19 protein-coding genes and 1 tRNA gene are annotated in these 19,060 nt (G+C 64.8%); 9 read left to right on the plus strand and 11 right to left on the minus strand.

Annotated elements, in window-relative coordinates; translation table 11 throughout:
- Nucleotides 1-76 precede the first annotated feature (76 nt).
- The gene (locus I6F37_RS14995; RefSeq protein ID WP_225113889.1) at nt 77-748 is read right to left on the minus strand and encodes an aspartate/glutamate racemase family protein; all 672 of its coding nucleotides are present in this window, start codon (nt 746-748) and stop codon (nt 77-79) included.
- Between the two features lie 12 nt (nt 749-760).
- The gene (locus tag I6F37_RS15000; protein WP_225151801.1) at nt 761-2,443 is read right to left on the minus strand and encodes a methyl-accepting chemotaxis protein; all 1,683 of its coding nucleotides are present in this window, start codon (nt 2,441-2,443) and stop codon (nt 761-763) included.
- A gap of 288 nt (nt 2,444-2,731) precedes the next feature.
- Between I6F37_RS15000 and I6F37_RS15005 the strand changes: the two genes are divergently transcribed.
- Entirely contained in the window at nt 2,732-3,232 is a 501-nt protein-coding gene (locus I6F37_RS15005; RefSeq protein WP_225113887.1) for a hypothetical protein, read from the plus strand.
- A gap of 14 nt (nt 3,233-3,246) precedes the next feature.
- A complete protein-coding gene (locus I6F37_RS15010) occupies nt 3,247-3,717 on the plus strand; it encodes a hypothetical protein (protein WP_225113886.1) in 471 nt (156 codons plus the stop codon).
- A 3-nt stretch (nt 3,718-3,720) separates the two neighbouring features.
- On the opposite strand, the gene I6F37_RS15015 is transcribed toward I6F37_RS15010, so the two are convergent.
- Nucleotides 3,721-4,320, minus strand: coding sequence for a TetR/AcrR family transcriptional regulator (locus I6F37_RS15015; protein WP_225151082.1), 600 nt, complete (start codon nt 4,318-4,320; stop codon nt 3,721-3,723).
- A 158-nt stretch (nt 4,321-4,478) separates the two neighbouring features.
- Here I6F37_RS15015 and I6F37_RS15020 point away from each other — a divergent pair, with 158 nt between their 5' ends.
- On the plus strand, nt 4,479-4,856 hold the full coding sequence (locus I6F37_RS15020) for a tautomerase family protein (RefSeq protein WP_109145972.1): 378 nt from the start codon (nt 4,479-4,481) through the stop codon (nt 4,854-4,856).
- Nucleotides 4,857-4,893: 37 nt separating this feature from the next.
- Here I6F37_RS15020 and I6F37_RS15025 read toward each other — a convergent pair whose 3' ends face one another.
- The 3 genes from I6F37_RS15025 to I6F37_RS15035 form a co-directional block, all read right to left on the minus strand.
- Complete coding sequence (locus I6F37_RS15025; RefSeq protein WP_225151803.1) at nt 4,894-5,763, minus strand: DUF1989 domain-containing protein; 870 nt, start codon at nt 5,761-5,763, stop codon at nt 4,894-4,896.
- A gap of 76 nt (nt 5,764-5,839) precedes the next feature.
- Complete coding sequence (locus I6F37_RS15030) at nt 5,840-6,769, minus strand: GTP-binding protein (RefSeq protein WP_225151805.1); 930 nt, start codon at nt 6,767-6,769, stop codon at nt 5,840-5,842.
- Between the two features lie 3 nt (nt 6,770-6,772).
- Nucleotides 6,773-8,338, minus strand: coding sequence for an amidohydrolase family protein (locus I6F37_RS15035; RefSeq protein WP_276573741.1), 1,566 nt, complete (start codon nt 8,336-8,338; stop codon nt 6,773-6,775).
- An 839-nt stretch (nt 8,339-9,177) separates the two neighbouring features.
- On the opposite strand from I6F37_RS15035, the gene I6F37_RS15040 reads away from it, so the two are divergent.
- The 4 genes from I6F37_RS15040 (at nt 9,178) to I6F37_RS15055 (ending at nt 12,008) form a co-directional block, all read left to right on the plus strand.
- Nucleotides 9,178-9,624 (plus strand): hypothetical protein, encoded by a 447-nt coding sequence (locus I6F37_RS15040; RefSeq protein ID WP_225151809.1) that lies wholly within the window; start codon nt 9,178-9,180, stop codon nt 9,622-9,624.
- A 138-nt stretch (nt 9,625-9,762) separates the two neighbouring features.
- The gene (locus I6F37_RS15045) at nt 9,763-10,746 is read left to right on the plus strand and encodes an alpha/beta hydrolase (RefSeq protein ID WP_225151811.1); all 984 of its coding nucleotides are present in this window, start codon (nt 9,763-9,765) and stop codon (nt 10,744-10,746) included.
- A gap of 189 nt (nt 10,747-10,935) precedes the next feature.
- On the plus strand, nt 10,936-11,406 hold the full coding sequence (locus I6F37_RS15050; protein WP_036009608.1) for an aminoacyl-tRNA deacylase: 471 nt from the start codon (nt 10,936-10,938) through the stop codon (nt 11,404-11,406).
- A 182-nt stretch (nt 11,407-11,588) separates the two neighbouring features.
- Nucleotides 11,589-12,008: a CBS domain-containing protein gene (locus I6F37_RS15055; protein WP_036009620.1), complete on the plus strand. Its 420-nt coding sequence runs from the start codon at nt 11,589-11,591 to the stop codon at nt 12,006-12,008.
- Between the two features lie 320 nt (nt 12,009-12,328).
- Here the strand turns inward: I6F37_RS15055 and I6F37_RS15060 are convergent, their stop codons facing one another.
- The 3 genes from I6F37_RS15060 to I6F37_RS15070 all read right to left on the minus strand — a co-directional run bounded on the left by I6F37_RS15060 (nt 12,329) and on the right by I6F37_RS15070 (nt 14,743).
- A complete protein-coding gene (locus I6F37_RS15060; RefSeq protein WP_225151813.1) occupies nt 12,329-14,146 on the minus strand; it encodes a DEAD/DEAH box helicase in 1,818 nt (605 codons plus the stop codon).
- Between the two features lie 117 nt (nt 14,147-14,263).
- Nucleotides 14,264-14,338: transfer RNA gene (locus I6F37_RS15065), tRNA-Glu, on the minus strand.
- Between the two features lie 60 nt (nt 14,339-14,398).
- Complete coding sequence (locus tag I6F37_RS15070) at nt 14,399-14,743, minus strand: hypothetical protein (RefSeq protein WP_225142161.1); 345 nt, start codon at nt 14,741-14,743, stop codon at nt 14,399-14,401.
- Between I6F37_RS15070 and I6F37_RS15075 the strand changes: the two genes are divergently transcribed.
- Both I6F37_RS15075 and rpoH read left to right on the plus strand, forming a co-directional pair.
- Nucleotides 14,742-15,749: an RluA family pseudouridine synthase gene (locus tag I6F37_RS15075; protein WP_109145262.1), complete on the plus strand. Its 1,008-nt coding sequence runs from the start codon at nt 14,742-14,744 to the stop codon at nt 15,747-15,749. The two genes, I6F37_RS15070 and I6F37_RS15075, sit on opposite strands and share 2 nt — an antisense overlap.
- A gap of 218 nt (nt 15,750-15,967) precedes the next feature.
- Nucleotides 15,968-16,867, plus strand: coding sequence for an RNA polymerase sigma factor RpoH (rpoH, locus tag I6F37_RS15080; protein WP_036009602.1), 900 nt, complete (start codon nt 15,968-15,970; stop codon nt 16,865-16,867).
- A gap of 121 nt (nt 16,868-16,988) precedes the next feature.
- Here rpoH and I6F37_RS15085 read toward each other — a convergent pair whose 3' ends face one another.
- Both I6F37_RS15085 and I6F37_RS15090 read right to left on the minus strand, forming a co-directional pair.
- The gene (locus I6F37_RS15085; RefSeq protein WP_225151815.1) at nt 16,989-17,615 is read right to left on the minus strand and encodes an N-acetylmuramoyl-L-alanine amidase; all 627 of its coding nucleotides are present in this window, start codon (nt 17,613-17,615) and stop codon (nt 16,989-16,991) included.
- A gap of 33 nt (nt 17,616-17,648) precedes the next feature.
- Nucleotides 17,649-18,848, minus strand: coding sequence for a GGDEF domain-containing protein (locus I6F37_RS15090; protein ID WP_225151817.1), 1,200 nt, complete (start codon nt 18,846-18,848; stop codon nt 17,649-17,651).
- Between the last annotated feature and the right edge of the window lie 212 nt (nt 18,849-19,060).

Consider the following 19,060-nt stretch of genomic DNA (forward strand, 5'->3'; position numbering starts at 1 on the left):
GAGCACCGCAGAGTTGATGTCAAGGAAAACAGTTTTCCGCAGCACGGCCGATGCCGCGGCGCGGAAAAACCAGAGGTTACGCCGCGACGAGACGAATGATCCGTCGCACGGCAGATGGGATCGGGGCGATGATTGGCGCCGCGAACATCGGCTGAAGCTCGCGCGCCGCTTCACCCAGCGGCCCGCCGCCGATGATGACCGCTTCCGCTCTGTCTCGCACAATGCAGGCCTCAACCGCGCCGGCGAGCGCTGCGCGCAGCTGCGCCGGATCGCGCATCAGCTGTTGCGGATCACCATCGGCGAAGCGCGTGCCGGTGTAGCTCGCGCGCAAGCCCAGCGTATCAGGCAATGCATCGATCTTCGCTTTCAGCAACGGCGTCGTGGTCGCCACGCCGAACCGGCGACCGTTCCCGGCGGCTTCCAGCATCGCGGATTCGCCGATGCCGACGGCGGGCAGCTTCATCGCCGCCTTGATCCCGGCGAGGCCAGGATCACCGAAAGCCGACACGATGACGCCGTCGCACTCGCCGTCACGGAGACGCGCGATCTCCTCGGCCTCCAGCGCAGCCGCCTCCAGCGCGTCCGCCGAGACGATCATCGTGGGCGCACGCGTTGCCGTGGCGCCGACGATGTCGAAACCATCGGTGGCAGCGGACCTTGCGATCGCCACCATCATCGTGGTGGTCGCCTCGTTGCTGTTCGGATTGATCAGGAGGATGCGCGCGCGTCGATCGGAGTTTTGGCCCATCCTCCCGTTATACTAAGCCGCCCGCACGCCCGCAACGAAGGCGCTGACCTCGTCCTGCAGCGATTGCAGCTTGTGCGTCAGCCGGCCGCTCGATTGCAGTACGAGGCCGGCGGCCTGTCCGGTCTCGGCCGTCGCGTCGGTGACGCCGGAGATGTTGTGCGAGACCTGGTCGGTGCCGGAGGCCGCCTCCTGCACGCTGTGCGCGATCGCCTTCGTCGCGGCGCCCTGCTCCTCGACCGCGGCGGCGATCGACGAGGAGATCTCGTTGACCTCCATGATGGTGGCGCGGATGCTCTCGATGTTGCCGACGACCTGATTGGTCTCGGCCTGGATCGCGGTGATCTGCGCGCCGATCTCGTCGGTCGCCTTCGCGGTCTGACTCGCCAGCGACTTCACTTCGCTCGCGACCACCGCAAAGCCCTTGCCGGCCTCGCCCGCGCGCGCCGCCTCGATGGTGGCGTTGAGCGCGAGCAGATTGGTCTGCGAGGCGATCTGGTTGATGAGGTCGATGACCTCGCCGATCTTGTGCGCGGCGGCGGCAAGGCCCTGCACGGTGTCGTTGGTGCGCTGGCCGTCGGCGGCGGCCTTGTCGGCCACTGTCGCGGCCTGCGCGACGCGCTGGCTGATCTCGGCGATCGAGGCCGATAATTCGCCCGCGGCCGAGGCCACCGTCTGCACGTTGCTCGAGGCCTGTTGACACGCGGTGGCGACGAAGCTCGCACGGTCACTCGCCTTGTTCGCGGTTTCCGACATGCCCTGCGCGGCCTGCTGCATCGCGCGGGCCTCGTCGAAGACGTCTCGAACGACGGCCTGGACGCTCGCCTCGAACTTGCCGGCGAGATCGGTCATGGTCTTGCGCTTCTCCTCGTCGGCCGTCTGCTTCAGCTCCTGCTGCTCGGCATGCATCCGGCTCACCGCCGATGCATTGTCCTTGAACACGGCGAGCGCCTTGGCGAGGCCGCCGACCTCGTCGCGGCGGTCGGTGTAGGGCACGTCGAAGGCGCTGTCGCCGGCGGCAAGGCGCTCGGTCAGCGCGGTGATCCGGGCCAGCGGCCGGGTGACGCTGCGGCCGATCAGGAAGGAGGCGCCGAGCACCACGACCAGCACAGCGAGACAAATATAGGCGAAGGTCATCGCGTTCTGGCGGAAGGCGGCATCGACATCGTCCAGATAGATGCCGGTGCCGATGATCCAGCCCCAGGGCGCAAAGCCCTTCACATAGGAGATTTTCCCGACCGGCTGGTCGAAGCCGGGCTTCGGCCAGAGGTAGCCGTAGAAGCCCGCACCCTGCTTGTTGACGACGTCAACGAAGCCCATGAACAGCGCATTGCCGGCGGGATCCTTCATCCCGGACAGATCCTTGCCGTCAAGCTCGGGCCTGATCGGATGCATGACCATCTTGGGGGTCATGTCGTTGATCCAGAAATACTCGACCTTGTCGTAGCGCAGACTCTTGATCTCGGCCATCGCGCCGCCCTGCGCCTGCTCGCGCGAGAGCTTTCCTTCGCCCTCGAGCTTCTGGTAGTGCGCCAGGATGCCGTAGCCAACATCGACCATCTGCTGCGTCTTGGCCTGACGGTCGGCGACCATCTGCGTGCGCAGGGTCGAGAGGGCGACCGGCGCCAACGCGATCATGCCGAGGAGGCTGATGCCGACAATCAGGACCAGCTTGAAACTGATGCGGGAGAAAATCATCGGTGCTCACAGGAATTGGAAGGGCTGATATGCCAGATTATCCCGCGTCTCTTAGCAAAGCTTTAAGCATTCGGGTTCCCGACACTCCGAAATTTTGCGGGTTACCGGCACGCTCGTATGGCCACGAGACAAGCAAGACCGACCTCACCCGAGATACGAATTCTTCCAATCTAGAACACCTCGACATCGCCTCTCCGCGCGTTGACTTGGAGAGCTCTCTGGCAGAACGATCGGCGCAGATCATCCGCGCCAGCGCTGGCGTGAGCGCAGCCGGAGGCCGAAAGCACAATGCATCGATCGACATACACCAGGCCCGTCGACCTTCCTGCGCTGAGCGCAGCGGAGCGTCTCTTCATCTGGGGATTTCGGGCGAAGGCGCGTAGCGGAAGCGCCGTCCCGACGGCGGCCGATATCCAGCAGGTGTACGACCATTTTCGCGTCGGCGATGCCGTGCTGTCGCTGGATTCCATCATCGAGATCTTTGCCTGCACCGCGCATACCGCGATCGAAGTGCACTGCCCCACCTGTCCGCGCATGTCCGACAGCGAGCGCGGAATCTTGCGCGCGATTGCCGCGGCCCAGCAGGACCGCGTCGATGTCGCGCGCGAGCAGTTCGAGCGCTGGCTGCCGCCGATCGGCGCCGATTGGGCGCTCGCGCCGGTCCTGGGGCTTGCGACGATCTTCCGCATGGCCGGCCTCGTCCTGCCCGACCGGCACGTGCAGCCTGTCGAGCATGACAGGATTTTGGCGATGAAGAGCTGGTTCGTGGGCAGCGCGACGTTGCATTGACGAGATCGTTCACGATGCGGGCCAGTTGCGATTCTGCGCCGACGTCGGACGCTGGTGAGCCGCTGCTCTGTCCACTCCAGGCCGCGCTTGCGACCCGGCCGGACATCGACAGCTACGATGATTTTTCCCGCCTCGCGCTGGCGCTGCTCCGCTTCATCGGAGCGGCCTATGCGACCGGCGCATCGGATTGCTGGGAAGCGGCCTATCGCTTTGCCGAGGAAGCGCCCGGCATTGCCGACAGCCCGCTGCTGGTCGCGCGCGCGGCCGCGCTCGTCAGGATTCTGCGCAGGGAGCGGTCCTGCGAGCTGTGCTTCATGCCGCCGTCCTGCAGGCGGCTTTCCAAGGACGAGGCGGAATTGATGCGACTGCTGGCGGTCGCGCGCCGCAAGCCCCCGGGCGAGCTCGAATCCACCGTTGGCCAGCTCGTTGGCTCCGGCAAGGAGGATGCTGCGACACGCGCGGTCAACGCGCTCGCGCTGTGCTGACACCTATCCGCCATTCCTGCCGAGCACGAGATCGATCGTGTGCGCGGCGATCTTGCGCAATTGGGGCTCGTCCCCGAAGGCACGCTCGAGCACGGCGAGGCCGCGCGTCACGGTGACGATGTGCAGCGCCGCAGCCGCGGGATTGCCGTCGAACTCGCCCCGCGCCGCGCCAGCGGCCAATGTGTCCTGAAGCAGTGCGGTGATGCGCGAGATCAGGTTCGCAAAAACCTGGCGCGCGTTGTCGTCGAGCCCCTCGCCTTCGGCGCCGCCGAGCTCCATCAGCCCGCGCGTCGTCGGACAGCCGCGCGGCGGTGTGCCCGAGCGGAAATTGGTGATGGTCAGATCGAAGAACGCGGTGAGGCGCTTGCGCAAGGAACCTGCCCCGAGCGCCTTTTGCAGCTTGGCGAGATAATCCCCCGCGTAGCGTTCATAGGCCTGCAGGAATAGCGCCTCCTTGCTGCCGAAGGCATTGTAGAGACTCCCGCGCTGGACCGCCGCATCGCGCGCAATGTCGGACAGCGAGGTGCCGCGCACGCCCTTGCGCCAGAACTGGTCGAACGCGATGCGCAGAACCTCGTCATGATCGAACTCGCGCGGTCTCAAGCTTGGCTCCGCAACGTATTTGACATGTCGTCAAGAACATGCTTTCTCGACATCGTGTCAAAAACTGATCGAGATTGATAGTCCGTTTTTCTCAATTGGCCGAGCCGGCGGCGTTCACATCGCCGTGTCGGCCGGGACCGCATGCAAAGGGCCGCGTGATGCCTCTCCTCCACATTTCGATGCGCGCCGGTAAGCCGCAAAGCTACCGGCAGGCGATTCTGGACGGACTTTACCGCGCGATGCGCGAGGCCCTGAACGTGCCCGAAGGCGATGCGTTCATGGCCATCACCGAGCATGAGCCGGCCAACTTCCGCTGCGGCAATGCTTACGGCGTCGAGCGCAGCGAAGACGCCCTGCTGATCCAGATCACCGTGTTCGCCTCGCGCACGGCCGAGCAGAAGAAAGCGCTGTATCGCCGGATCGCCGACCTGCTCGGCGAGAACCCGGGGATCAGGCCCGAGGACGTGTTCGTCAACGTGCTCGACGCGCCCAAGGAGAACTGGTCCGTCGGTCACGGCATCGCGCAGTTCGCGTGAGGTGCACGGCGACGGATTGCCGGTCGAGGACTGAGATTCAGCGTCCTGCATGCGCACCGTGGTGACGGTGATACGCGCTCGGCGTGGGCCAGGTCCAGCCTTTCAGGGCCGTTCGATCCGGCTCGAAGATTTCGATCTTGAGCGGATGGCATGCCGCGGCATCGCTGGAATGGGTTGCGCTGCAGTCTCCACCTGGACAGGCCGACAGCGCGCCGAGCAGGTCGATCTCCGCGAAGAGCTCGAGGAAGTCGCCGGGGCGGACCGGACTTGCCTTCATGAAATATTGGTGCGTATCCCCAGTGAAGCCGGTGCACATGAAGACGTTGAGCACGTCGTGGACATGATGCTCCACTGCGGCCGGATCCGCCTTCAATTCGGTGGCGAGGGCGCGGGACAGGTTGGAGTGACAGCAAAAATCGTAAGCCGTGCCGTTCAGCAGGAGATTTGTGTAGGGATCGCAGCGCGTGCCGATCACATCGTGAATGCCGGCACCGTCCGCGTCGAAGCCGTACCAGCCAAGCGTATCGTGGCTGATGGTCGCCATCGGCCGAAGATAGGGCATATTACTCCAGAGCCGGTCACCGATGCCGACATGCGTGCCATGGAGCGCCCGCGTCTTGCCGCTGAAGAAGCGCTCGGAGAGATCGTCTGCATTCCAGAGATTGAGGTCACCGACCTGAGGGCCTTCGATGCTCACGATGCGGAAGAACTGGCCGCGCGCCACGCGAAAGGCACGGGCATCGCGTGGCGGCACGACAAGCTCGTGCGTCTTGACCGCAGCACGGCGGGCTGCTTCGAGCGTAGCCATATCCGGCCCGGGCATCGTCCCGGCCGGATAGACGATGGCCGGCTTGGCAGCGCGGCGCGAGGCGGCATCAGCGGGGGCGAGTGGCATATTTGGCGGCATAGTTCGGCCTCGGATCGACTCGGCAAGAGGAGAGGTGGTGGCTAATGGCGGAAGCGGTTGACCCTACCCCCTCACCTCAGCCGCCGGCAACGCACGCCTCCATGACTTCATCGAGCTCCGCCTTCGAGAGCATGCCAAGCTCGGCAATGAAGACGATGCGCGTCCGCGCCGCGCCCGGTGTCGGCGCATCGCCAGGCGCCAGGGTCGCGCGGCCGGCGGCGAACTGAAACACCATCGTGCGGCCGGGCTGCTCGAGCGTCTCGAACAGGCCCTTGGCGCGCGCCAGCTTCGGTGCAAGGCGGCTGATGGCCTGCTGCAGGCGCGGCAACGAGACCGGCTTATCCGAGGTCCAGCTCAGTGCCTCGAAGCGCTCCTCCGCCGGCCGTTTCGGTCCCACCTCGCGCGACGCCGGAGCGCGGTCGGCGCCGGCGGGAAACAGCAGCGCAGGCGGAATCTCGCCGTGGTGTGCCTCGACCACCACCGCGGGCACGCGCTGGGCGCGGATGGCTTCACGCATCCGCGCCCCTGCGCCCGGGTCTGCAAGATCGAGCTTGCTCAATGCCACGATGTCGGCGACGCGCAGCTGCGACCGCTGCAACGCCTCGTCGAGGGCAGCGAGCGGTGCCCCTGCGTCCAACACGCAAAGCACCGACTCCAGCTGTGCCTCGCGCAGGATCACCGGGTCCATCAGATTGCGCACGATGTCAGCGGGATCGGCGACGCCGCTGGTCTCGATGACGATACAATCGGGCTTGGGATCACGCCGCAGCAGCGTCCAAAGCGTGCGGAGCAGATCGCCCTCGAGCGAGCAGCAGATACAGCCATTGGCAAGGCTGACCACGCCGTCGCTCGCGCCCGCGATCAGCTCCGCATCGATGTTGATGGCGCCGAAATCGTTGACGACGGCAGCGATCCGCCGCCCCTCCGCATGCGCCAGCAGATGGTTGACGACCGTGGTCTTGCCGGCCCCCAAGAAGCCCGTCACCAGGAGAATGGGGACCGCCATGGATCAGCCCTCGACGATTGGGCGGCGCACGGGCCTGCCCGGCCGCGCGGTCACATCGAGCATGCCGTCGCTGATCAGCACCTGGCCGCTGACGACCAGATGCCGGACGCCCTCAGAGGGCCGGTTCATCGCGGTGAAGGTCGCACGGTCCGAGAGCTTCTCGTAGTCGAACACGACGATGTCGGCATCCGCGTCCTTGGCGAGCCGGCCCTTGCTGCGCATCGCCGGCGTGCTCTGCGAGAGGATCTCCGCCGGGATCAGCGCGCATTTGCGCACGCCTTCCAGCAGCGACACGGCCTTGCGCTCGCGCACCCATTCACGGATGAACTTCGTGAAGCAGCCGGCCGAACGCGGATGCGAGGTGGCGTCATCCGGCAGCGGCCAGGCATCGCCGGTGTAGGTTGAGCCGTCCGACAGCGTCCACGGCATCGCGTCGGAGGCGATCGCGCCGCCGGGATACAGCACCGACATATCGAGCAGGTCGCGGTGGTGCGCGTTGTTCTCGGTGTCGAGAATGTGCCAGAGCACCAGCGAGGACGGCTCCTCCGCCTGCGCCTTCAAGAGCTCCTCGCGGTCGTGGAAGCGGTAGCCGTCGGTGACGCGCTGCACGGAATCGTAACCGGTGCCGTTGCGCTCGACGAACTGGGGATCACTGAAGAAGGCCGCGGCCAGCACGGTCGAGCCGGTGCCGTAAGGATAAGCCTCGACCGTGATCGGCAGGCCCTGTCCTTGCGCCTTCTCGATCAGCACGCGGCAACGCTCGACGTCGGTCTTGCTCGACGAGTTGAAATGGCAGATGTGCATGTGCGCGCCGGTGGCGCCGGCATAGCCGATCAGGCGGATATAGGCTTCCACTGCGCTCTCGGGATCGATGCGCGACATGAAGGCGACATGGGTGAAGGTGGGGACGTCCTGGTTCGCGGCCAGCTGGCACACTGCGGTCAGCTCCTGCACGCCGGCGCCGGGCGCATAGGCGTTGAGGATGCCGATGCCGATACCGCCTTCGTTGAGGCCGCGGGCCAGACGCTCGAGAATGCCCGAGACCTCCGCATCGGTTGCGACGTTGTCCATCCAACGGCGGTCGCGCATGGCGTTGCCGAACGCTTCCAGCGAGCTCTCCGCGTTGGACCCCGTCATCGCGCCGATGCGGGCAAAGGCCCAGTTGGTGGCCGCGCCATAATTCAGCACGCGCCCCTTTCGGGCCTGGCGCTCATACCAGGACCCGACCGGCAGCACGCCGGCCTCGAGATCGAGGGTGGTCGTGACGCCGTCGAACGCCTGCATGCGATCGGCCGGGATCGACTGGCCATGGGCATGCAGATCGATGAAGCCGGGCGCCACCACGAGGCCGGTAGCGTCGATCACCCGCTCGGCGCCGCCGAGGCCCGTGCCGACGGCGGCGATCTTGCCGTCCACCACCGCCACATCCCCAACGGCGTCCATCCCGCTCGCGGGATCCACCACCCGGCCGCCAGAGACCACCAAACCGCTCATCTCGTCACTCCGAAAAGCAAATTGCCAGAATCTCCGAAGGCCCGGCAGCAGCTTCGGAGGCGCATCGGCGCGCATAGTGCATATTCTCGTGAGAACGACCACCACCACTGATGCCGATGCAGCATGCTTGCAAGTGAGGCCGGTGAACGCAGGAAGTGTATCGGACCGGAGCCCAACAATGCCGCTGCGTCAGTCCGCCGATCCAATCGGCATACGCTCGCGTTCTCGCGGCGTGATCCGCCCGAGCTATGCTCCGCTTCACACACCCCCTCAAGGAAAGGGCGCAGGGAAGACCGGGCGCCAGCTGGCACCCATAAGACCCCTGCGCTGAACGAATGCACACGCAGTGCACAGGGGAGACACAGGGCAGCCGAAACCAGGCCTTCCCTGCGCGATGGTTTGACGGCCTATGCCGCGCTCTCCCGGGAGCCGAGTTCCTTCTGGCCTCCCTCGCCTCCGCGAAAGTCACGCCTCTCGCGCCGGTTGACGCGATGACGTCTTCGCCAAGGCTTGACCGTAGCAACGACGGCCAGGACCACACGGTTTCGCCGTACGCAGGGGCGCCGTTCGTCTTCGCGGGTCCCGCATGCTCACGAGGTTCATCTCGCCCTGCACGCGCAAGCTCCGCCTTCAACGCCGCCCGCGTCCACCGCAACTTCCAGCCCGCGCTCGAAACGACGTACGACCGCCCCTTGGTGGGCTGGAATGGCCGACACATACGACAAATCCGAATTTCGGTAAAGTGGAATATTTTTGGCGGGAGGGGTTGACAGCGGATCGGGGTGTTTTGCCGTCGACGCCGGGGCAGTTGCCTTCCGGACACGGCGAGGGTTCATTGCCTCGAAGGACGATCCGCTTATACTGTCCGGGCCGATTGCAGACAGCGCGGCATCGGTCCGTTGGCAAGGTGTCCAATGCGCGTGAAATTCGGAGACATCCTCCAGGCTTTTGAGTTCGCCGATATCAGCGGCATTGTGGAGTGCCGCACCTTCGTCTGCAGGCAGACAGGAAAGATCTACTACCAGTTCGATCAGGACGACCTCCAGGAGCTCGAGGACGACGAACTGCCTGACGATATCGAGGACGAGACCAAATACTTGCAGATCCCGAACTCACGAGACCTCGACCTCGGCAAGCCTCTCGTGATTGCCTTCGTCCGCGAGTTCCTGCCGAACGATCTGGACGACGTTCGCTATATTTCAGCAAACGCGGCGCCTATCAGAAGTTCAAGGGCCTGCTCTCCCGACGGGGAGCGATCGATGCTTGGCATGACTACCGCAACAAGGCGAGGGAGCGGGCATTGCGCGATTGGTGCGAGATTCAGGCAATCGAGATCGTCGACTGACCCGCCATTCACTTGAAGGCCACGACATGCGCGAGGCGGCTCCGCCGCGATCTCGCCCCCATTGTCATTCAGAGAGCAGATGGGGCGGCTGTCGGGGCAAAGTTCCCATGGGTTCCCAGTGATAGGTCGACGTCTTCTCCAAACAAATCATTCCATGTCGCGCCGCGCTCTCATCGGCGGTCTCCTGTCGACGGGTAGCGCGCTGGCGCTTGGCGGATGCGCTGGCCTCGGTGCGACCGGCGCGCGCTTCGACGCCTCCTCGCTCTCCGTCGATCCGACGTTGCTTGTCGTCACCACACGCAAGCCCGTGAACGGCGGCCGCGCAAAACCCTGGTTCGGGCCGGAGCGTGCGACGAGCATGACGGTCGCGCGGGCGAAGCTGACGGCGCCGGACGAGAGCCGGCTTTCCCTCGCCTCGGTCGGACTCGAGAACTGGCGTCTCGACCGGATCGAGCCGGTCCCGGCCGACGCCGGCGATCTCGCTGCGCAGGCCGGCGGCGGGGACGTGCTGATCTATGTGCACGGTTTCAAGCAGACATTCGAGACGGCGGTGCTGGATGCAGCCCACCTTTCCGATGGGATCAAGTTCCGCGGCCGGACCATGGCGTTCTCCTGGCCTTCCAAGGCAGGACTGTTCGACTACGCCTATGACCGCGACAGCGCGATGTGGTCGCGCGACAATTTCGAGCGCGTGCTCTCTGCGCTGGTGTCGGCGCCGGGGGCGGGGCGCGTGCACATCGTCGCCCACAGCATGGGAACCATGCTGACCCTCGAAAGCCTGCGCCAGCTCCATGGGAGATACGGCGACACGGTGACGAGCAAGATTGGCGCGGTGGTGTTTGCCGCGCCCGACATCGACATGGACGTGTTCTCGTCGGCGATCCAGCGCATCGGCCCTCTCGCCGGCAAGATCACGGTGATCGCCTCGACCAACGATCGTGCACTGGCGCTGTCGGGGCAGCTCGCCGGCGGCATGACCCGCGTCGGCGCGGCCGAGAAGGCCGCTATCGCAGCGCTCGGTGTGCGCGTGGTCGATGCCTCCCAGGAAGGCTGGGGCATCATCAACCACGATTTGTTCCTGTCGAATACGGAAGTGCAGCGGGTGATCCGCCGCTCGATCGACGGCACGACGGCGTAGGAGAGCGCGGAGCCACACGAAAAGCCTGCTCCTGCCCACACCCGTTGCGGCTCCGAGGGGAATTGCATTGCAGCTTGCGGATGGAAGACCTATGTTGGGTAGCTAGTCAGGCAGCCGCCCATCGAATGGCGAGAGTCTGCAGGATCGCCTCACGGTGGATGGTTTCCATTCCGCATCGGAGGTGATGCCATGGCCATTGCTCCCACCCTCCAGAAATACCTCGCCGCTGAGAACATCCAGTACGAGGTGATCCCGCACGAACTCAGCATGACGTCCGCCCGAACGGCGCAGGCATGCCATATCTCCGGCGATCGCCTCGCCAAGGGCATCGTGTTGCGGCGCGACGGCGGATACATGCTGGCCGTCTTGCCCGCATCGCATCACCTCCGCCTGTCCGACCTGAGGACAAGCCTCGGCGACAATGTCCACATGGCCAATGAAACCGAGATCAATCGGCTGTTCAGCGACTGTGCACACGGTGCAGTTCCTGCCGTCGGCAAATGCTACGGATTGGATATCATCGTCGACGACAGCCTCGAGGCACAGCCGGACATCTATATGGAAGCCGGCGATCATGAGACGCTGCTTCACATGGGTCACGCGCAGTTTGCGCGCTTGACGGCCAACGCACCGCACGGCCGCTTCAGCGCGCATGACTGAGGACCTGTGCACCGCCCATTGTCCTTGCGGCCCTGGGCGGGAACTCTAGCCGCAAGTTCGCCGTCATACCGTTCCGCAGGGTGGCGGCGAAAGTGTCTGCGCTTTGTCTGGTCGGAGTTCGGAAGATGGGGGTGCCGCTGCATTGCATCAACGCACTTGAAACCCACGAACGGAGGCTCGCCATGAAAGTCAAAGACGTGATGCACAAGGGTGTCGACTGGGTCAGCCCCGACACCCCAATCACCGAGATTGCCAAACTGATGCGGGCACATGACATCGGCTGCATTCCGATTGGCGAGGATGACAAGCTGGTCGGAATGGTGACCGACCGCGACATCGTCTGCAAAGGACTCGCGAGCCACAGCTTCGATGCCGGCCGCGCGACGGCACGTGACGTGATGACCGAGGGCATCCATTGCTGCCGCGAGGACGATGACCTCGCCAAGGCGATGCATCATATGGAGAAGCTGCAGGTCCGCAGGCTGCCGGTGATCAACAAGAGCAAGCGGATGGTCGGCATCATCAGCCTGGGTGACGTCAGCCATTCCTCATCGGGTGACATGCTCACCGAGACCGTCAGAAGCGTTTCGGCGCATCACTGAAGTTACCGCCAAAACGTATGGCCACGGCTCCTCTCGCGATCCCCCCGAATAGGGTTGAGTGGGAGCCCGAGTCATGCGCTCGTGGTGCAACTATCGCGCGGCGCAGAAGCGACGACGCGATGCGGCTCATTTTGCGCCGGAGTGAATGCAAGTTGCGCCGGAATGGATGCAAGGCCCGTTCACTCGATCACGTCATCATCGATGACGCTGCGACGCGCAACCTACCACGATGTGTTTCTTTCGAATGCGGACGTGCAGCGGGCGATCCTCCGCTCGATCGACTGCACCACCGCGTGAAAGAGCGCCTGCGCGGCGTCGGGCTACGCGATCAAGCGCTGCACCAATGCCGACTCGCTCGAATACGTCAGGAGCGCCTCGTGAGTTGCCCGGGTCACCCCGACATAGGTCAGCCGGACACATTCCTCGACGGTCTCGCCGTGGCGGCCGAGCAGGCCCAAGCCGGCGATGGCGACGCAGGGAAACTCCAGCCCTTTCGCGCTGTGCATGCTCAGGAATCGCACGGCGACCCGCTTGACCGAAACCCGGTTGCGATTGTCCTTGGCGATGTCGATCGGCGCACCATGCCCGGCGAGAATCTGCGCAACCCGTCCGCCGATCCAGTGCTCCGGGTAGAGACACGCCATCTGCGACCACTCGTAGCCGGCTTTCTTACGGTCGAGAAACCACTCGGCAACGCAGTGAGCTTCCGCCTCGATGCTCACGCACCGCCGCACATCCGGCTCCAGTCCCTGCCGACCCGCATCTTCGGGCAGCAGGATGGCGTGCTCGTCGTCGGCCGTGATGCCGGGAGCGCCGATGACGTCCGCGGCGAAGCGTCTCGCGAAGGCAACGATTTGGGCGGTGTTGCGATAGTTCACCTTCAGTACGGTCGTTCTGCCCTTTGCTTCAATGCCGAGCTGGCTCCAGACCGGCCGTTCACGCCCCTTATAGATAGCCTGGATATCGTCGTAGACGACCATCAGCGCCTTGGTGCGCGGGTTCACCATCTTGGCCGCAAGCGCGAGCCATTGCGGTTCGAAGTCGTGCGCCTCGTCGATCAGGACCGCGTCGTACTGCTCCGCCGGGATATGGCCGTGATCGACCGCCTTCACGACCTCTGAAACGCTCCCAGCCAGGCGCTCCGCGTAGTCCGGATAGTCTCGCTCGGATGGGGCGGTAATCCCGTACGTCCGCAGCATCCGGTAGCACCACGAGTGGAAGGTGAGAACCTGAACGCGGTCCTCGACGCCCCTGCTCTGCATGGCATCTTCAAGCCGGCCGGCGATGCCGTTGGCGTAACACAGGATCAGCACCGGCTTTGCCGCCGCACGTGCCAGATACTCGGCGCGAAAAGCGAGGATCAGGGTCTTGCCCGATCCGGCGACGCCGCGAATGATGCGATGCCCCTCGCCCAGGCTGCGCGCGAACTGCTCCTGATGAAGGTCCATGACCGCGAGCGTCCGATCCGAAGAATCGGCGCGAGGCGCATCGTCCAAAGGCAGGGCAATCTGTCGTATCCGAACCTCCGGAAACAGCAGCGCGCGCAGGCGGTCGAATTGCGGCATGGACAGCGGCTCTTCGAGACGCGGATGAACCATGCGCCACAATTTCGACCGGAATTCCTCGGGGTCCGCGCCCTCGGTCATCTCGTCCTTGAACAGGCAGAGATGCCCGGAGAACACCTCCTTGAGATCGGTCTGATCGAACTGCTTGCGGGTGATGTTAGTGAACACGGCCCCGAAGCCGAACGGAACGATGGACTGGCCCGCGAGGCGATGTCCCGGCGGAAACAACAATTGCCCGTCGCGCTCAAGCGTGCGCACGACCTCGAATGTATATTTGCGAGCCTGCTGCAGCGGATTGCTTTCCCGCACCACACCACAACTTGTCAGCAGCTCGACCTTCGTCTTGTCGGCCGACACGATCGTCTCCAGGCGCCAGTCCTTCACCTCGAGCACGAGCAGGCCGTTCGCGGGATGAATGATGATGAAGTCCGGATGCCGGTTGCGAGGCCCGACAGGCAGGTTGTGCCAAACGACGGCGTTCTCCTCGAGGAAGTCCTTCAATCGTTCCGCCAGTCGTAGCTCACCACGGCTGTCGAAGCGCGCGAAGCCGAGACTCGGGATCAGGATAGCCATGTCACGACCGCGAGCACCATTTGCGGACCACCTTGTGAGGCAAAGTGCAACAGGGCGGTATCTCCAGGCTGACATGGTCGCCTAGAGTGTGCAGGTTTTCAATGGCTTAGGATCAGCTGGCGCTCCCTAGGGGAATCGAACCCCTGTTTCAGCCTTGAGAGGGCCGCGTCCTAACCGCTAGACGAAGGGAGCGTGAGGGCTAGCCAATAGCCTCGAAATTTGTCCGCCGCAAGGCCCCCCCCGAGGGGCGTTTTACGGCTCATTGGCGAATTTCAGCCGTCCGGTCGACTTCAGGGTATGGGCATCGAAGGTGCGGATCTCGATGATTCCGCCGAGATCCAGCGTCACTACGAGGCGGTCGCCGGCGACCCCGGTCGAGACGATTCTGGCGCCCTTGGGCAGGGTGGCAGTGACATCGCTTGCCGCTTCGACCGCCCTTCCCTCAGACTTGAAAAGGCGGTAGCCCACCGCGATCAGCACGGCGCAGAACGCCAGCGCCGTGGTCAACCCCGCGATCAGCATCATCCGCCGCACCCGCGCGAACAGCGCGGCCTGCTCGGGGGTCGGTTCGGGAACAGCGGTATCAGACGTCGTCATGGAAAGCCCTGGGTCAGCGCAAAGGTTGGAGGTTGTGGTCGAAGGCTCCGAGGGCTCGGCCCGGCTCGACCGCGTGCTGGCGGCGCGCCTGCCGGAGCTGTCGCGATCGAGGCTGAAAGCCCTGATCCTGGCGGGCGCAGTGCACCTGAAGGCCTCCGCGGTCCGCGACCCCGCTTATCACGTCGCATCCGGCGATACGATCATAATCGACGTGCCGGAAGCGGCGCCCGCCGAGCCCAAGGGGGAGGACATCGCCGTCGATATCGTGTTCGAGGACGACGACATCGTCGTCCTCAACAAGCCCAAGGGCCTCGTCGTGCACCCCGCGGCCGGCCACGAGACCGGCACCTTGGTGAATGCGCTGATCGCCCATTGCGGCGCCTCGCTCTCCGGCATCGGCGGAGTGCGCCGGCCCGGGATCGTGCACCGGCTCGACAAGGACACGACGGGGCTGATGGTGGTTGCCAAGAACGATCTCGCCCACGCTTCATTGACGGCGCAATTCGCCGATCACGGCCGCACCGGCGCGATGCGGCGCGGCTACATGGCATTCGCCTGGGGCGTGCCGAACCGGCACCGCGGCACCGTCGATGCGCCGATCGACCGGCATCCGCATGCACGCGAGAAGATGGCCGTACGCCAGGGTGGCCGCGAGGCGGTGACGCATTGGGAAATCCTGGAGAGCTTTCATGGACGCGACGGCAAGGGCGTCGCCGCCCTGCTCGCCTGCGAGCTCGAGACCGGCCGCACCCATCAGATCCGCGTCCATCTCGCCCATATCGGCCACCCGCTGATGGGCGATGCCGTCTATGGCCCGCATTTCAAGACCAAGGCCAACCAGCTCGGCCCCGAGTCGCAGGCAGCTTTGGCGGCGCTGGGGCGGCAGGCCTTACATGCTTACCTGCTGGTATTGGAGCACCCGAGGACGGGAGAATTACTGCACTGGGAGGCGCCTTTGCCGGAGGATTTGCTTCTCCTGGAACGTGCGCTCAAGGCGGCGCTATGACGCAGGCCGCTTCAGAAAGCCTTTACATTACAAAAAGTTATAGCTGCCACACGGGGACGTGACGTCAGCAATCCTTCCCTTTTTGACCCCCGATGGGGTATATTGCGTCTGCGTTGAAATGACCAACGCGGAACATCGCAGCTACGGCCGGCTTTAACACAGCGGTCGTCTGCCTGGCCCGCCGCTATCGGGGGCCTGAACCTTTTGGAGGGCGCACTATGGCCCGTACCGCTGCTTTGCCGGTCCTCAATGGAGAATCCGGCCTTTCTCGCTACCTCGCCGAGATCCGCAAATTCCCGATGCTGGAACCGCAGGAGGAGTACATGCTCGCCAAGCGTTGGCGTGAGCATGACGATCGCGACGCGGCACACCAACTCGTCACCAGCCATCTCCGCCTCGTGGCCAAGATCGCCATGGGCTATCGCGGCTACGGCCTGCCGATCTCCGAGGTCGTCTCGGAAGGCAATGTCGGCCTGATGCAGGCGGTGAAGCGATTCGAACCCGAGAAGGGGTTCCGTCTCGCCACCTACGCCATGTGGTGGATCAAGGCGTCGATTCAAGAGTACATCCTCCGTTCGTGGTCGCTCGTGAAGATGGGCACCACCGCGAACCAGAAGAAGCTGTTCTTCAACCTGCGCAAGGCGAAGAGCAAGATCAACGCGCTGGACGAAGGCGATCTCCGCCCCGACCAAGTCAAGTTGATCGCCAAGCGCCTCGGCGTCACCGATCAGGACGTGATCGACATGAACCGCCGCCTCGGCGGCGATGCGTCACTCAACGCACCGATCCGCGACGATGGCGAAGCCGGCGAATGGCAGGACTGGCTGGTCGACAACACGCCCAACCAGGAAGCCATGATGGCGGAGCACGAGGAGTATGATCACCGCCGTGACGCGCTGAACGGCGCCATGGGCGTGCTCAACCCGCGCGAACGCCGCATCTTCGAGGCCCGCCGCCTCGCCGATGAGCCGATGACGCTGGAAGACCTTGCTGCCGAGTTCGGCGTGTCGCGCGAGCGCGTCCGCCAGATCGAGGTCCGCGCCTTCGAGAAGGTGCAGTCCGCGGTCAAGGGCACGATCGCAAAGGCCGAACAGGCCGCGCTGGAAGCCGCGCATTAAGCGCGGCGGCTCAGCGCCAGAGATTGGCGGATCGAAAGAGACGAAAAGCCGGCGGCAACGCCGGCTTTTTTGTTGGTGTGATGCGAACTGCGCCCGATAGCGGTGCGTGTGGGCACACCGCCTACTCCCCCCATTGCCTTGCCATCGTCGCGAGCGTGCAGCCTTCGCAATAGCGGGCGTCCTTGTAGTCGATCCAGTTGTGCGCGTAGACCCGCTCGAGCGGGATGTCGTAGCGCGCGCGCAGCACTTTCACGAGGATCTTCCACGCCGCGACCTGTGCCTCGGTCGGCCCCGCCGTCACGTCGGGATAATTGCCGGCGAACTCGACGCCGATCGAATTGTCGCGCACCACCTGGCGGTAGGTCTGACGGTTGTCGATGTACTTGTTGTCGTTGCGGTTGGCGCCGTCGCCGTGGGTCGGCACGAGGTTCTCGGCGACCGCCCAATAGACCGTGCCGTCGGTCTCGACCCAGACCGTGACGCCGCGCCGCGTCGGGTTCTTCGCCTGGGCCTGCGCGCCGCCGCGGGCAGAGCCCGCAGGTCCCTCGGTCTGGTGCACGATGATGTTGTGCCAGGGTCTTGCGTTGCGGACCTCGCCCCAAGGCGCCAGCCAGACGATCTTCAGGCCGGGAATGACGGGCGTGCCGGAGGCGCGCGCGAGCCTGGCGAGCTCGGCATCCGCAGCAGCGGCGGGGAAGATCGGAAGGAGAGCGGCCAACACGGCCGCGAGCAGGCGAAATATCATCATGCAGGGTCCAATGCGACCCAAGCCTAACAGGCTTTACGCGAATGTCCTCACCGTCCCGACAGACTCGGGCGATAGCGGCGGGGCGGGGTCATAGACCGCAAAATCGTTCTTGCCGTTCTTCTTGGCGGCATAGAGGGCGTGGTCGGCATTGGCCATCAGGCGGTCCGGGAATTGCCCGATGCCGCGGTCCCACTCGGCAACCCCGATCGAGATCGCGATCGGAATGTCGCGGCCGCTGCAGCTGGCGGCATCCCGACGGCAGACCTCGAGCACGCGGCGGGCGATCGCGGCCGCCTCGCGCAGGGACGAGGACGGCAGCACGATGCAGAACTCGTCGCCGCCGGTGCGGGCGAGCATGTCACCGGGCCGCAAGCGCGTCTGCGCCATCAAGGTGAAGTGCTTGAGGCAGGCATCGCCGGCGGCGTGGCCATGGGTATCGTTGATGGTCTTGAAGCCGTCGAGGTCGATCACCAGCAGCGAGAACGGCTCACCGCTGCGCTCCGAACGGGCGCATTCCTCGGTCAGGCGCTGCAAGAGATGCCGCCGGTTGGCAACGCCGGTGAGATCGTCGAGCAACGCGAGGTCGGCGACCTCGCCTCGCAAGCTGTCCATCGCCATCAGCAGGAAGCCGAAATTAAGGGTCATCGACAGGAACAGCAGCCCGAGCACCATGATCGCATGGGCCTGGCCGCCGGCGCGCGCCGAGAGATCATAGCCAAGCAGATTGCCCGCGGTGCGCGAGAGCAGAATCGCAATGATGCTGAGGATGACGATGCCGGACAGCTTGGCGCCCGGACTGACGCGGCCTTCCGGCGACAACAACAGACGCAGCGCCAGCATCAGCGGCAGGGCCTGACCGAACGTGTAGCTGAGCATGCGCAGCTGCATGTGCTCGAATCCGACCATGAAGAGCACGACGCCGACAAGGCTCAAGCACCCCGTCGCGGTCATCAGGCGCCACGAGACCGGCCGGTCGTAGAAGCGCTGAATTCCCATGGCGGCAAGGCAGCTCGCAGCGATGACACCGCCGGCGCCGAGCAGCAGCGGCAGGGGAGAGGCGACGAACAGACGGATCAAGGCCGTCATCGCGCCGGCGGCACCGACGAAGGCCGATGCCATCCAGAACCGCGCAGCCGCGAAATTCGGATAGGAACGCGTCACGTAGGCCCAGATCACGCCGAGCGCCAGGAAGTTGACGACGAAGACCGTCCACAATGTCGGTACGTTCAGCATGACGCGTACAGCACGCGCAGCGTCCCGCCCCCCGATCCCGGCAGCCGTCCGTCCATGACCCATCCCCGTTTTCTTGCGGAAGACAATGCGATGGTTGCGCTTAATGGAGTCTCACTGCGGCTCGCGAAAACGCGCCCTTGGTTTTGGATTCATGAACGGCACGCGGCTATTGCCGGATCGTTAAGGCTGCCGCGGCCGATGGCCGTGCTGAC

Origin of the sequence: Bradyrhizobium sp. NBAIM08 (assembly GCF_020193935.1) — a bacterium.
Lineage (GTDB): Bacteria > Pseudomonadota > Alphaproteobacteria > Rhizobiales > Xanthobacteraceae > Bradyrhizobium > Bradyrhizobium yuanmingense.

Coding starts and splice junctions, on each gene's coding strand:
- I6F37_RS14995 (WP_225113889.1), bottom strand. CDS start 748: ATGGGCCAAAACTCCGATCGACGCGCGCGCATCCTCCTGATCAATCCG.
- I6F37_RS15000 (WP_225151801.1), bottom strand. CDS start 2,443: ATGATTTTCTCCCGCATCAGTTTCAAGCTGGTCCTGATTGTCGGCATC.
- I6F37_RS15005 (WP_225113887.1), top strand. CDS start 2,732: ATGCATCGATCGACATACACCAGGCCCGTCGACCTTCCTGCGCTGAGC.
- I6F37_RS15010 (WP_225113886.1), top strand. CDS start 3,247: ATGCGGGCCAGTTGCGATTCTGCGCCGACGTCGGACGCTGGTGAGCCG.
- I6F37_RS15020 (WP_109145972.1), top strand. CDS start 4,479: ATGCCTCTCCTCCACATTTCGATGCGCGCCGGTAAGCCGCAAAGCTAC.
- I6F37_RS15025 (WP_225151803.1), bottom strand. CDS start 5,763: ATGCCGCCAAATATGCCACTCGCCCCCGCTGATGCCGCCTCGCGCCGC.
- I6F37_RS15030 (WP_225151805.1), bottom strand. CDS start 6,769: ATGGCGGTCCCCATTCTCCTGGTGACGGGCTTCTTGGGGGCCGGCAAG.
- I6F37_RS15035 (WP_276573741.1), bottom strand. CDS start 8,338: ATGCGCGCCGATGCGCCTCCGAAGCTGCTGCCGGGCCTTCGGAGATTC.
- I6F37_RS15040 (WP_225151809.1), top strand. CDS start 9,178: ATGCGCGTGAAATTCGGAGACATCCTCCAGGCTTTTGAGTTCGCCGAT.
- I6F37_RS15045 (WP_225151811.1), top strand. CDS start 9,763: ATGTCGCGCCGCGCTCTCATCGGCGGTCTCCTGTCGACGGGTAGCGCG.
- I6F37_RS15050 (WP_036009608.1), top strand. CDS start 10,936: ATGGCCATTGCTCCCACCCTCCAGAAATACCTCGCCGCTGAGAACATC.
- I6F37_RS15055 (WP_036009620.1), top strand. CDS start 11,589: ATGAAAGTCAAAGACGTGATGCACAAGGGTGTCGACTGGGTCAGCCCC.
- I6F37_RS15060 (WP_225151813.1), bottom strand. CDS start 14,146: ATGGCTATCCTGATCCCGAGTCTCGGCTTCGCGCGCTTCGACAGCCGT.
- I6F37_RS15075 (WP_109145262.1), top strand. CDS start 14,742: ATGGAAAGCCCTGGGTCAGCGCAAAGGTTGGAGGTTGTGGTCGAAGGC.
- I6F37_RS15070 (WP_225142161.1), bottom strand. CDS start 14,743: ATGACGACGTCTGATACCGCTGTTCCCGAACCGACCCCCGAGCAGGCC.
- rpoH (WP_036009602.1), top strand. CDS start 15,968: ATGGCCCGTACCGCTGCTTTGCCGGTCCTCAATGGAGAATCCGGCCTT.
- I6F37_RS15085 (WP_225151815.1), bottom strand. CDS start 17,615: ATGATGATATTTCGCCTGCTCGCGGCCGTGTTGGCCGCTCTCCTTCCG.
- I6F37_RS15090 (WP_225151817.1), bottom strand. CDS start 18,848: ATGCTGAACGTACCGACATTGTGGACGGTCTTCGTCGTCAACTTCCTG.